Here is a 13097-nt window from a genome sequence, read left to right on the forward strand (position 1 = left end):
GGTTATTGGCGGAACAAATTCGTGGCTGGAAACGGGGCATGGAACACTGCACTGGCGGGATTACTGGGATTATGCCTGGCCGGTTGCGGTGCATCCGGTGATCCGCTGGCAGCGTTCAACAAGGGGGATTATGCGGCGGCAATGAAACTGTGGCAGCCCAAGGCGGAGGCGGGTGACAAAATCGCACAAAATTACATGGGCGTACTGTACCAACTTGGCCTGGGGGTGGATCGGGATTACGTGAAGGCGGTGCAGTGGTATGTCAAGGCCGCCGAGAACGGCAATGCCGACGCCCAGCGCATCCTGGGCACCATGTACTATGACGGCAACGGCGTGTCGCAGAACACCAATTGCGCCTATGCGTGGTATTACGTCGCTTCGCAGAACGGCCACGCGCTCGCCGAGGAGGCGCGCAAGTCGATAGCCAACGAATTGACGCCCAATAAAACGCGCATCATGGAAAATCGCATCCGCGCCTACCTCAAGGGCAAGCCGGGTGAACTGAAGGTGGCCGGGGAGGGCAGTTCGGAGTACGAGCGGGTGGAGAAAGACCTGGCTCCCGAGGACATGCAATGTGACGGTTCCATACCGGGACAGCCCAGTCCGGCGGCGCCCGCGGCCACATCCCAGGTGCAGAACGCGCAGGGTTGATCCATGTGCGGCATTGTCGGTGCGGTGGCCCAGCGGGATGTCACCCCCATACTGCTGGAGGGGTTGAAACGGCTCGAATACCGGGGTTATGACTCCGCCGGCCTGGTTGTGCTCAATGAGCGCGGACTCGACCGTCGCCGTGTCGTCGGCAAGGTTGCCGGCTTGGAGCAGGCCGTGCGCACCGAACCGCTGCACGGCACCACCGGCATCGCCCACACCCGCTGGGCGACCCACGGTGCGCCAAGCACGAGCAACGCCCACCCGCACATCTGCCGCCAGCAGGTTGCGCTGGTGCACAATGGCATCATCGAAAATCATGAGGAACTGCGCGCCCGGCAGAAGGCCGCCGGTCACGATTTTACCTCGCAGACCGATACCGAGGTCATCGTTCACCAAGTCTACGATCATCTGCAGGAGGGCAAGGACCTGCTGCAGGCGGTACAGGATTCGGCGCGGGAACTGCACGGAGCCTTTGCGCTTGGCGTGATGAGCACGACGGCGCCGGGGCGGTTGGTGGCGGCGCGGCGTGGCAGTCCGCTGGTCATCGGTATTGGTGTGGACGAGTACTTCATCGCTTCTGATGTATTTGCATTACTGCCCGTGACACAGCGTTTCATTTTTTTGCAGGAAGGAGACGTCGCGGATGTCAGCGTCGATGGCGTGTCCATCTATGACGCTGCAGGCAAACGTGTCCAGCGGCCGGAAAACGTTTCTCGGCTGACTGCCGATGTGATGGAGAAGTCCGGCTATCGGCACTTCATGCTCAAGGAAATTTTTACGCAGCCACGCGCCATCGCCGATACATTGTCCGGATGCGCAATCGATGGACGGATCGCGGCCGGGATATTTGGCAAAAGTGCGGAGGCCATCTTTCCACAGGTCCAATCCGTGCAGATCGCCGCCTGCGGCACCAGTTACCATGCCGGCGCCATCGCCCGTTACTGGTTCGAGTCCCTCGCCGGCGTGCCGTGCAGTGTGGAGGTGGCGAGTGAATTTCGCTATCGCCAGCCGGTCGTGCGGCCGCAATCGCTGTTTGTCGTCATTTCGCAGTCCGGAGAAACGGCAGACACGCTGGCGGCTCTCCGTGAGGCCAAACGGCTGGGCTATGCGCACACTTTGGCGATCTGCAACGTACCCGAGAGTTCGCTTACGCGTGAATCCGAAATTGTATTTCTTACCCGTGCCGGCCCGGAAATAGGCGTTGCTTCCACCAAGGCCTTCACCACCCAGTTGACGGCGTTGTTGTTGCTTGTAGTCGCCGTGGGCCGCCATCACGGGTTGAAGGAGGCGGAGGCCGCGCGGCTGCTGTCCCTGCTGGAAACCCTCCCTGGCCAGGTCAATGCCACATTGGAATTAAATGAACGGATACAGCGCTGGAGCGAGCGCTTCGCCGACAAACACCACGCGCTGTATCTGGGCCGCGGCACCATGTACCCCGTGGCGATGGAGGGCGCCCTCAAGCTCAAGGAAGTCTCCTATATCCACGCCGAGGCGTACCCGGCGGGCGAACTCAAGCACGGCCCCCTGGCCCTGGTGGACGCGGACATGCCGGTAGTTGCCGTGGCGCCCAACAATGATCTGCTGGAGAAACTCAAGTCCAATCTGGAGGAAGTTCGCGCCCGCGGCGGACAACTGTTCGTGTTTGCAGATCCCCGCGTGACCGTGCCCGAGGCGCCGGGCGTTGAAATCATGCGGCTTAATCCAGCCGATGATCTGATCGCGCCCATCGTCTACACCATTCCGCTGCAACTGCTTGCCTATCATGTCGCCGTCCTGAAAGGCGCGGATGTCGATCAACCGCGTAATCTGGCCAAGTCGGTCACCGTTGAATAGATTTTTGCCGGCAAGGAGGGGGGGCGTCGGTATCCGGACTTCTCGCATCACTTCACAGTTGCTTTCAAAAATAATCTGGCTGCAGGCACGCTTGCAGTCTAATATGATAAAAAAGCATACGCGCCGACAGGGAGGCTGAAGGAGATAATGGCAATGGCAAATGTGAGCGATTTGCCAGACGTGACGACCGCGACGCATCGGGTGCTGATTGTCGATGACGACAATGACATGCTGGCGTTGTTGTCAACCTGGCTTCGGCACGCGGGTTTGGTCGTCAGCACGGCCGCATCGGGTGCGGAGGCGCTGTCGCGCCTGAATACCGTCCGTCCGCATTGTGTGCTGACGGATCTGTACATGGAAGGCATGGATGGCATGACGCTCCTGACCGAAATCCACCAGCGCAATCCGCTGCTCCCCGTGCTCATGTTGAGCGGGCAGGCGAGCGTGCCGGAGGCGGTCAAGGCCATGCATCTCGGCATTTCCGCCTTCCTGACCAAACCTGTCGAGCGCGAGGTGTTGATCGACAACATCAAAAGAGCGCTGCGATTGTCTTCCGCGCCGGTATCCGGGAACAAACCACGGTTTGGCGAGGATATCGTCTATCGCAGCGCGCGCATGGCCGAATTGCTGGAACAGGCCGAACTGGTGGCGGACAGCGATGTGACCGTCTTTATCAGCGGACAAACAGGCACCGGCAAGGAGGTCCTGGCCAAGGCCATTCATCAGGCCAGCCCGCGTCGCGACAAACCCTTTGTGGGCATCAACTGCGGCGCGATCCCGGAGCAACTGCTCGAATCCGAGTTGTTCGGACATGAGAAGGGCGCTTTTACCGGCGCCAATATGCGCCATGAGGGCCTGTTCCAGGCCGCCGATGGCGGCACGTTGTTCCTGGACGAAATCGGCGACATGCCTCTGGGATTGCAGGTGAAGTTGCTGCGGGTGTTGCAGGATTTTGAAGTGCGCCCGGTCGGCTCCACGCGCAGCGTGCCAATCAACGTGCGCGTTATTTCCGCAACGCATCAGGATTTGGCGGCGTGCGTCGCCCGCGGCGAATTCCGTGAGGATTTATACTACCGTCTCAATGTCGTCCCGCTGCACATGCCCAGACTGCTGGAGAGGCGGGAAGACATTCCAGCGCTCATTGATTACTTTCTCGAGCGGCAGGCACAGAAACGCGGCACCAAAAAGAAACGTTTCGCTCCCGAGGCCATGGAGTACCTGCTGGCCGCCTCGTGGCCGGGTAATGTCCGGCAGCTTCACAATGTGGTCGAGTTGTGCACGATACTAAGCAAGACCGATATTATCCCGCTGACACTGGCGCGCACCGCGTTGCGTGAAGAGCCCGGCGGCATGAAGACGCTCAAGGACGCCAAGGCCGTTTTCGAAAAGGATTATCTGGCCGGTGTGTTGCGCGCCGCCCGCGGCCAGGTTTCAAAGGCCGCCCGTATGGCCGGCCGCAATCGCACTGAATTTTACAAGCTATTAGGCCAGCATGGCCTGAATCCCGCCGATTTTCGTGGAGATGGCGGGCAGGAACCCATTGCTGATTCTGAGCCCGATGATGCCGGGGCCGGTGAACTGCCGGACGCCGAATCGACCGCGGACGATTCATCCCCGGATTAGATCCATGGAAAAAGTGCAGGTCACCGTCGACGCCGAACTGCGTGAATTGATCCCCGGTTTTCTTGAAAACCGCGCCAAGGATGTGGCCAGGATGGAAGCAGCCCTCGAAAGTGGGGATTACGATGCGCTGAAAAGGCTTGGCCACAGCATGAAGGGTGTGGGCGGCGGTTATGGTTTTCACGACATTACCCGGATGGGCGCCGAAATTGAGCAGGCTGCGGCGGTCAGGGATGAAACCACACTGAGACGACTGTGCATACTACTGAATGAGTATATGCAACGGGTGACGGTGATCTATGCCTGAACAGTTCATCTGCCGGTGCCACGATTGACAAGTCAAACAGGTCGGGCCGTTCCAACCCGGCCGCAGTCGCCGGTGCTCGCTTTTACAGTCGTGGTGCTCTTTGGCCTGTCATTTTCGCTGACTTTGCTGCTGTATACGTGGCGCAGCAGTGTGGATCAATTGCGTACCGCCTTTACCTACAAGGCGGCCTCCATCGGGGATGCGATCACTCGTGGTACGGCCGGCACTGATGATGCGGCGCGAGGCCTGGCCGCGCTGATTGGGGAAACCCCTGAACTTTCCTCCGCCGATTTCCAGCGATATGCGCAGTCTTTGCTGCGACATCACTCGTATGTGGAAGCGGTGTCCTGGCATGTCTTGGGCGAGGACCACAGACATTGGCCGGTGCGGCAGCAGGTGTCCCGCTTCGGAGTGGCGGCGGAGGATGATCTCGCTTCAACACCCGGCGCGGACGAGGCGATCAATGCCGTCCTGAGCAGCGGCGACCCGATGCCCGGTGGAGCGCTGACGGCAGGGACGCTGAGCAATCGCTATCTGTTGTTCGCCCCAGTCCCTGCAACGGCGCGGGTATCAGCGGACACATACGTGCCGCAATTGGTGGTTTTTGTTGTGAATCCCCACAACATGATTGGACCACTGGCCCACGCGTCAGATATGCGCATACTCATCACCGGCGAGGCGCAAGGACTTGTCGGCCGGCAGGTGCTTTATGACAATCAACCGGCGGCCGGGGATGCAGATTCCGGCTGGCATCTGGGGTTGCTGGAAAAAACGGCATTGGTCACCTTCCCGACCTATGCCATCCGCTTGCACGTGGAAAAGGAAATCAAATGGCAGGACGTGGAACTCGGCCCGCTGGTTGCGGCGAGTGTGCTGGGGGCGGGGATCACGTTGTTACTGTTCGCCCTGGCGCGGTCGCGTGAGCTGCAAACGCGTGAATTACGCGATCGAAATCGCGAGATCGAACGGCAGGTACGGGAACAAACCCTGGAGCTTGCACGCGCGCGCGATCAGGCGCTTGAGGCCTCGCGCGTCAAATCCGATTTTCTGGCCAGCATGAGCCATGAGATCCGCACGCCGCTGAATGCCATCATTGGCATGGGTGAACTGCTCGGCGGGTCGTCGCTGAGCACCGAGCAGAATCGCTACGTGCAGGTGTTTCGCAAGGCCGGCGAAGCACTTCTCGATCTGGTCAGCGACATTCTGGATTTGGCCAAGATCGAGGCGCATCAACTGACACTTGAACAGATCGACTTCGATGTTTTCAAACTGCTCCAGGATGCCGTTGACATCCATGCGCTGAAAGCCGCGGAACGGAACATTGACCTGGTGTTGCAGGTTGCCCCGGGGTTGCCGCGCCATCGACGCGGAGATCCCACCAGGCTTCGCCAGGTAATCCTGAACTTGACCGGCAACGCGTTGAAATTCACAGAGCGCGGCAAGGTGGTGGTGGCCGCGGTGCCTTCAGGCGAACAGCCCGCCGGCGTGCGCTTCAGCGTCACCGATACGGGCATCGGCATACCTTCGGACAAGCACCAGACCATCTTTGAAAGCTTCAGCCAGGTGGATTCCTCCACGACCCGCAAGTACGGCGGTACCGGGCTGGGATTGGCGATCTGCAAAACGCTGGTCGAAATGATGGGAGGAACCATAGGCGTCGAGAGCGAACCGGGTCGGGGAAGCTGTTTTTTCTTTGAATTGCCCCTCCCCATCGCCGATACTGCAGGACGGCCGGATATCGCCTCAAATGTCGCGCCTGCCGCCACCCCGGAAATACCGCGCGCCCGTCTGCTGGTGGTGGATGACAATGTCGACAACCGCCTGCTGATACGCGCCTACCTCAAGACGGCGCCATGCGATATTGATGAGGCGGATAATGGCGCCGTCGCGGTCGATAAATTCAAACAGTCCCGCTATGATTTGGTATTGATGGACATGCAGATGCCGGTGCTGGACGGTTATTCTGCGACTCGGGCGATTCGCGAGTGGGAACATGCGCAAGGCCGCCTGCCAGCGCCGATCATTGCCCTGACCGCCTATGCGGTGCGCGAGGATGTGGACAAGAGCCTGGCCGCGGGTTGCACCGCGCATCTGACCAAACCCCTTCGTAAACAGATGTTATTGGAAAACCTGCGTCAATTTCTGACATCGGCGGACGGGCGCTGAGCCGCCCGCTGCTGTTGAATGGAGATATGAGGACCATGAATCAACCCGCCCCGCCCGGCACGAAAAAAAGCAGTAATGTAGTCTGGTGTGCCACTCACGTCAGCCGCGCCGATCGCGAACGTCTGAACGGTCATCGGGGGGCGGTGCTCTGGTTTACGGGACTTTCCGGCTCCGGGAAGTCCACGATTTCCTCTGCGGTCGAATCACGCCTGCATCAGCTGGGGTGCCGCACCTATGTCTGCGATGGCGACAATATCCGCCACGGTTTGAACGGCGACTTGGGATTTTCTCCCGCTGATCGCGTGGAAAACATCCGCCGTATCGCCGAAGTCGCGAAACTCTTCCTGGATGCCGGTATGATTGTGCTGACGGCGTTTATATCCCCCTACCGGGCCGATCGGGCCAAGGCGCGCGAACGCATGCCACGAGGGGATTTCATCGAAGTGTATTGCCGGTGTCCGCTGGAGGTCTGCGAGCGGCGCGATGTGAAGGGCATGTACCGCCGCGCCCGTGCCGGCGAGATCAAGGAATTTACCGGCATCTCCGCGCCTTATGAGGAACCGGAGGCCGCCGAGATCGTGTTGAACACCGACGAACGGTCGCAGGAGGAATGCGTTGATGCCGTTATCCGGTATTTGCGTCAAACGGGGGTGGTGGCCGCCGAACTGCCGTAATCGGGAGAGTGATGATGCGAACCGCGAGGCCGGGGTATTGTCCAACTTGTTCGCGCACGGAAGCGATTCAAATCCATGATGATCACTGACTCGCAGCCGAGGATTTGTTAGCATTCAGAAATTAATGCCGTCCTTACCTAGCATTGGAGAAATCTAACGTGAAGAAAATCCGAACGGTCATGCTGCTGGCGTTGTTACAGCCGATGGTTGCGTATGCCGGCAATGACTTTCCGACCCTGGACCGGGTGAATTATGTCCTGGATTGCATGGACCGGCATGGGGAGCAGAGCATTACCAACCTGCTGGGCTGCTCCTGTACGATCGATGCCATTGCCGGCAAGATGAAGTTTGAGAAATATAGCGACGCCAAGACCTACGAGGAGTACAAAGACACGCCTGGAGACAAGGGGGACGCCTTCCGTAGCAATGACAGGGCCAAGGCGCTTTACAACAAGCTGAATGAACTGGAGGCCGAGGCGGAAAAACACTGTTTTGTTAAGCAGATAGTCCCCAAAGCTAAAGCGGAAGCAGCGGCCGAAGACAATAAAGGCGCGCAGCCTAAATGAGTTAAGTTAAAGGGCGGTTAAATAGACCGCGGCATTTCCGTCCGGTTGAGTAAGATATTTTTAGTAACGAGGCCCCCTACGTTTTTTGTGCGGCGCAATATAAGTATGGGTTATGCCCATGCTCCACGGTGGCAACGTTGCTTTCGCTATTGATGCCCCCTTGAAATCCGTTATAATCCTCCCGCCGTATATTAGGTTGAGGCGAGTTGGGAAAATGTCCCGGCCAGAAGGATGAATTCCTAAGTGCGGTGTCAGCAACGAGGCGAAGTCAACATAAAAATTAAAATTATGAGAATAAATAAATAATGGTTATTCACCATTGCCTGCGTTCCCAAGATTTTTTCCTCCGGCGTTCCATGCCGGTCAGTTCATATTTATTCTCACAGCCTGCTCAAGTGATGACGGATGCCACCACGGCGCAGGTACCGCCTGCCTTGTTACGGACCGTGTTGGTGAAACTCAAATAGCGAATTCAATTTCTCCGCGCCTCTCTTTCTGATCTCGGAGCGGCCGGGGTGTCAAAGCAAAAATAGAGATCAACTTTGGAAACTGTTAACAGTGAAAGTGAAGGAGGAGGTCATGCTAAAAACATCGTATAAACGATGGTTGGTAGCGGCTCTCTCTTTGGCGGTACCTGGTGCGGTATTCGCTAATGACAGCGTCGAGAAACTGATAGCCAATCCCAATTACTGGGCTTATCCTGGCGGCAATTACTGGAACTGGCGTCATTCCAAGCTGGACCAGATCAACACCTCAAACGTAAGCAAGGTCGTCATGGCGTGGAATTTCTCCACCGGCCGCCTGCAGGGTCACGAAGGTGGCCCGCTGGTTCTGCCGGGCGAGGCCACTGGCCGCAAGGGTGACACCCTGTACATCCACTCTGCGTTCCCGAACGACGTGTTCGCCATCGACCTCGACAGCCTCGAGATCGTGTGGGAATACGATCCGGTTCAGGAAGAGAGCGTGCAGGGCGTACTCTGCTGCGACAACGTCAACCGTGGCCTGGGTTATGGCAACGGGATGATCTTCCTGCAGCAAAACGACACCATGCTGGTTGCCCTGAAGGCCGACAACGGCCAGAAGGTGTGGGAAACCAAGAATGGCGAGCCCAAGATGGGCCAGACCAACACCAATGCCCCGCATGTCATCAAGGACAAGGTCTTCACCGGCATGTCCGGCGCGGAATTCGGTGTGCGTTGCTCGATCACTGCGTATGACATCAACAGCGGCAAGCTGGTGTGGCGTGCCTACAGCATGGGCCCGGACAGCGACATCCTGTTCGACCCGGCCAAGACCACGTCCATGGGCTCACCCGTCGGCGCCAATTCTTCGCTGAAGACCTGGAAAGGTGACCAGTGGAAGATCGGCGGCGGCTCGGTGTGGGGCTGGTGGCCATATGACAAGGCGCAGAACCTGATGTTCTACGGCTCTGGCAACCCCTCCACCTGGAACCCGGTGGTGCGTCCCGGCGACAACAAGTGGTCAATGACCATGTTCGCCCGCGACGTCGATACCGGTGTCGCCAAGTGGGCGTACCAGATGACTCCGCATGATGAGTGGGACTATGACGGCGTCAACGAGATGGTCCTGTGGGACGGCAAGGTCAAGGGCAAGGACACCAAGGCCCTGAGCCACTTCGATCGTAACGGCTTCGGCTATACGATGGACCGTACCAATGGCGCGCTGCTGGTGGCCGAGAAGTATGACCCGGCTGTCAACTGGGCGACCCATGTCGACATGAAGACCGGCCGTCCGCAGGTGGTTCAGTCCAAGTCCACCCACAGCAATGGCGAAGACACCGTCTCCAAGGACGTGTGCCCCGCCGCTCTGGGTACCAAGGACGAGCAGCCGTCTTCGTATGACCCGGACACGGGTCTGTTCTATGTGCCGACCAATCACGTTTGCATGACGTATGAGCCTGTTTCCAACCCGATGTATGAGGCTGGCAAGCCCTACGTGTTTGCGAACCTGACCATGTTCCCTGCCGGCAAGACCTGCCCGGGCAAGGAGTGCGGCAACAACGACACCAACGACAACATGGGCAACTTCATCGCTTGGGATGCGGGCCAGGGCAAGATCGTCTGGTCGATCCCCGAGAAGTGGTCGGTGTGGAGTGGTGTGTTGACCACCCATGGCGGTCTGGCTTTCTACGGCACGTTGGAAGGCTGGGAGAAAGCGGTTGACGCCAAGAGTGGCAAGCTGCTGTGGAAGTTCAAGACCGCGTCCGGCATCATCGGCAACACCAACACCTGGATGCACAACGGCAAGCAGTATCTCGGTGTGCTGTCCGGTATCGGTGGCTGGGCGGGTGCGGTGGTGGCCTTCCGCAAGGAAAACACGGCTCCCGACGAGTGGGCGCTGGGTGCCGCGGGTGGTTACCGCGCGCTCAAGAGCGTCACCAAGAACGGTGGCGTGCTGAACGTCTTCTCCCTGCCGTAAAAATAACGAACAGGCAGGTTAGTGGCGTTTAAATAACAACAAGTGTTAAATCTGTAACCCCTCGAAGCCTCGGCTTCGAGGGGTTTTTTTTAGCGCGGTGCATGTTATGGCTGCCGCAGGGCGTCACGGGTTAAGCAACCGTTAACCTGTGGAATTAAAAGGAACTTTTTAAAATAATCCGCACCTAACAGGCCGTCAGTGCAACCGGATATTTACAAACCCTTTGATGGGGATGATTAACAATTTATTTCTGGAGAGAGTCATGAAAAAATTATTGCTGGCCTTGATAACGTTGGGCACGATGATGTCGACAGGTGCCTGGGCGGCGGAGGTCACCGTAACCGCCACGGTACGTTCCTTTGATCCGGACATAGTTCAGATTCAGCCGGGCGACAAGGTGGTGTGGCGTCAGATGAATTCGCACAGCACCACTTCGATTGCCGGGATGATCCCGGATGGCGCCACGCCATGGAATTCAAAACTGGGCGAGGATTTCGCAATGACCTTCGACAAGCCGGGCGCGTACGTCTATACCTGCACTCCCCACGCCTCCTTCGGCATGGGCGGCGTGATCATTGTCGGTAACGGCAAGCCCGCCAATCTGGACGCCCTGAAAGCGGCGACCGACAATAACGGCAAGCGCTGGGTCAAAAAGCTCGAACGTTATCTGGACGAGCACGGCATCAAGTAAGCGGCCGGGTTTTATCTGGAAGGAACTGCAACGGCCTTGCCGGGTCACATTACCGGCAAGGCCGTTTTTTTTGATGTGTTGTCAGCGTTTGTCAAGGGTACAATAGCCCCCCGCCCGCTGAACGGGGCTTTCGCACAAGCGGGCGACACAAACGCCGGGAGAATATGTCATGAATGGTGGGAATAAGAAGGGCTCCAGAGAAGTGTCGATCATCCTGTCATTGGTGCTGGGGATGATGTCCAGCGCCATGACAGGTGGACTGCTGGCTGAGGAAGATGCGGCGCCGCCGCCGCGTACTGCGCTCAAGGTATGTGGCGACCCCAATGCCATGCCGGCGTCGAATGACAAGTTGGAGGGCTTCGAGAATAAAATCGCCAAATTATTCGCCGACAGTCTGAAATTGCCCCTCCAATACTACTGGTTCCCGCAGCGCTTCAAATTCATACGCAATTCGCTTAAAAACAACAAAACCCCGGATGGTTCCTATCAGTGCGATTTGGTCATCAGCGTGCCGGAGAATTTCGACATGGCTGCCACTACGCAGCCGTATTATCACTCCACCTGGGCGATGGTCTATGTCAAGGGGCGCGGGCTGGACGACATCAAATCCCAGGATGATCTGGCCAATTTGCCCCCGGAACGTAAAAAGAACCTGCGCATTGGCCTGTATGACGTCGGCCCCGCCACTGATTGGGCGTACAAACACAACTTGCTTGATTACATGGTGTCCTATCAGCATATGACGGCTGATGTGCAGGATTATCCCGGACGCATTATCGAGCAGGATCTGGTGCAGGATAAGATCAACGTCACCTTCGAGTGGGGCCCCATCGCCGGGTACTACGCCAAGAAAATCAAGAATCCGGAGCTGGTGGTGATCCCCATGAAGTCAGAGCCGGGCATCAAGTTTGATTTCCGCTTTGCCATGGCCACGCGCTTCGGGGAAAAGGCCTGGAAGCAGCAGGTGAACGATTTCATCACCCAGCATCGCGAGGATATCCGCGCCATACTGGCCGAATATGGCGTGCCGTTGGTTGATGAAGGCGCGACGAAGGCCGGGGATGACGACAACAAAGGCAAGCATAAGAAAGGTGATGGCAAGAAGAATCAGGGTAAAAAGAGTTAGAGGTGATGACCATGATGGATATTAATTCCACGATCAGCGTTTACCATGGGGTCAAAGGGCTGTTGGCGGGTTGTCTTTGCGGCAGCTTGTTGCTTGTCGGGACAGTCTCGATGGCGGAGGATCCCGCCGCGACCGGCGTTGCCGCGACGCCCTCCGGGGATTCTGTGGAGGCCATGCCCAACATCAACAAGGATGGCAAGATGGACCCGGAGGCACTGGCGCACATCGGGCGCGTGGGCGATTCGATGGAAAGTGAAAATGTAAAGCTTTCCGATGCCGAAACGCTTTTATGGATGACGGATCAACTCAAGAATATCAAGGCGCCGACCGTTCTCAGGTATCACTTCAAGAAACAGGGGAGCTTCGAAGAGGGCTTTGAAGACAATGTGGAGTTCCAGGTCAAGGAAATAAAACCCGATGGCAGGAAGGCGGGCGTGGTCAACTGGTTCAGCGGCGAACGCAGCCACTATGTGCCGCCTTATGATGACATCAACGGCAATCCCGTGCTGGGGATTTATCTGCAAGGCGACGTGCTGGAGATGAATCGCATCACGGAGGGATACTGGCGCTATTTCCACCGTCTGATCAAACAGGCCTTCGCGGAAAGTGCGGAGGTCAAACCAGTGACGATATCTTTTAATGGTAAGACGGTGCAGGGCAAGCAGGTGCGGATCGCGCCGTACGTGAAGGATCCTCATCTGGGCGGCAACGAAAATTTCAAAAAAATGGAGAACAAGGAGTACCTCATCACCGTGTGTGACGACATTCCTGGATATCTGTACGAAATCCACACGGTGGTGCCGGCGCCCGATAATGCCCAGGACAAGTCCAAGCCGTTAATCGATGAAACTTTGGTGCTGGTGGACGCGGAGCAGGCCGGTCACTGAAATTACACTCCTCAGCCACACTGAAAAACCCGGCGGTCGCCGGGTTTTTTATTGCGAGACGTGCGTCAGCGGGTCAAAGAAGCGTGTGGGTCTGACATGCCTGTCCATCCCCGTTGACTGGCGTGATATTTCCAGAT

11 protein-coding genes are annotated in these 13097 nt (G+C 57.7%); all 11 read left to right on the plus strand.

The genetic code is table 11. The annotated features are described in order from the left end of the window. Window positions 1–21 precede the first annotated feature (21 nt). The 11 genes from VMH34_08820 (at window position 22) to VMH34_08870 (ending at window position 12960) form a co-directional block, all read left to right on the plus strand. Window positions 22–651, plus strand: coding sequence for a tetratricopeptide repeat protein (locus VMH34_08820; GenBank protein ID HTT08873.1), 630 nt, complete (start codon window positions 22–24; stop codon window positions 649–651). Window positions 652–654: 3 nt separating this feature from the next. Beyond that, window positions 655–2484, plus strand: coding sequence for a glutamine--fructose-6-phosphate transaminase (isomerizing) (gene glmS / locus VMH34_08825; GenBank protein ID HTT08874.1), 1830 nt, complete (start codon window positions 655–657; stop codon window positions 2482–2484). Window positions 2485–2646: 162 nt separating this feature from the next. After that, on the plus strand, window positions 2647–4107 hold the full coding sequence (locus tag VMH34_08830; protein HTT08875.1) for a sigma-54 dependent transcriptional regulator: 1461 nt from the start codon (window positions 2647–2649) through the stop codon (window positions 4105–4107). A 4-nt stretch (window positions 4108–4111) separates the two neighbouring features. Then, window positions 4112–4411 (plus strand): Hpt domain-containing protein, encoded by a 300-nt coding sequence (locus tag VMH34_08835; GenBank protein HTT08876.1) that lies wholly within the window; start codon window positions 4112–4114, stop codon window positions 4409–4411. A gap of 72 nt (window positions 4412–4483) precedes the next feature. Beyond that, the gene (locus VMH34_08840; GenBank protein ID HTT08877.1) at window positions 4484–6577 is read left to right on the plus strand and encodes an ATP-binding protein; all 2094 of its coding nucleotides are present in this window, start codon (window positions 4484–4486) and stop codon (window positions 6575–6577) included. A gap of 35 nt (window positions 6578–6612) precedes the next feature. Next, complete coding sequence (cysC, locus tag VMH34_08845) at window positions 6613–7251, plus strand: adenylyl-sulfate kinase (GenBank protein HTT08878.1); 639 nt, start codon at window positions 6613–6615, stop codon at window positions 7249–7251. Between the two features lie 158 nt (window positions 7252–7409). Then, complete coding sequence (locus VMH34_08850; GenBank protein ID HTT08879.1) at window positions 7410–7817, plus strand: hypothetical protein; 408 nt, start codon at window positions 7410–7412, stop codon at window positions 7815–7817. A gap of 579 nt (window positions 7818–8396) precedes the next feature. Then, window positions 8397–10256 carry a PQQ-dependent dehydrogenase, methanol/ethanol family gene (locus tag VMH34_08855; GenBank protein ID HTT08880.1) on the plus strand — a complete coding sequence of 620 codons (1860 nt, stop codon included), beginning with the start codon at window positions 8397–8399 and terminating at the stop codon, window positions 10254–10256. A 262-nt stretch (window positions 10257–10518) separates the two neighbouring features. Continuing rightward, the gene (locus VMH34_08860; protein HTT08881.1) at window positions 10519–10947 is read left to right on the plus strand and encodes a plastocyanin/azurin family copper-binding protein; all 429 of its coding nucleotides are present in this window, start codon (window positions 10519–10521) and stop codon (window positions 10945–10947) included. Window positions 10948–11116: 169 nt separating this feature from the next. Further along, window positions 11117–12073, plus strand: a complete 957-nt coding sequence (locus VMH34_08865; protein ID HTT08882.1) for a quinoprotein dehydrogenase-associated putative ABC transporter substrate-binding protein — start codon at window positions 11117–11119, stop codon at window positions 12071–12073. An 11-nt stretch (window positions 12074–12084) separates the two neighbouring features. Next, a complete protein-coding gene (locus VMH34_08870) occupies window positions 12085–12960 on the plus strand; it encodes a hypothetical protein (protein HTT08883.1) in 876 nt (291 codons plus the stop codon). The last annotated feature ends 137 nt before the right edge of the window (window positions 12961–13097 follow it).

Source organism: Gammaproteobacteria bacterium (assembly GCA_035501935.1).
Lineage (GTDB): Bacteria > Pseudomonadota > Gammaproteobacteria > JAJPIJ01 > JAJPIJ01 > JAJPIJ01.

Bases quoted from the DNA above. Each gene is read 5' to 3' on its own strand.
- VMH34_08835 (HTT08876.1), top strand. From the start codon at position 4,112: ATGGAAAAAGTGCAGGTCACCGTCGACGCCGAACTGCGTGAATTGATC.
- VMH34_08865 (HTT08882.1), top strand. From the start codon at position 11,117: ATGAATGGTGGGAATAAGAAGGGCTCCAGAGAAGTGTCGATCATCCTG.
- VMH34_08870 (HTT08883.1), top strand. From the start codon at position 12,085: ATGATGGATATTAATTCCACGATCAGCGTTTACCATGGGGTCAAAGGG.
- glmS (HTT08874.1), top strand. From the start codon at position 655: ATGTGCGGCATTGTCGGTGCGGTGGCCCAGCGGGATGTCACCCCCATA.
- VMH34_08860 (HTT08881.1), top strand. From the start codon at position 10,519: ATGAAAAAATTATTGCTGGCCTTGATAACGTTGGGCACGATGATGTCG.
- cysC (HTT08878.1), top strand. From the start codon at position 6,613: ATGAATCAACCCGCCCCGCCCGGCACGAAAAAAAGCAGTAATGTAGTC.
- VMH34_08855 (HTT08880.1), top strand. From the start codon at position 8,397: ATGCTAAAAACATCGTATAAACGATGGTTGGTAGCGGCTCTCTCTTTG.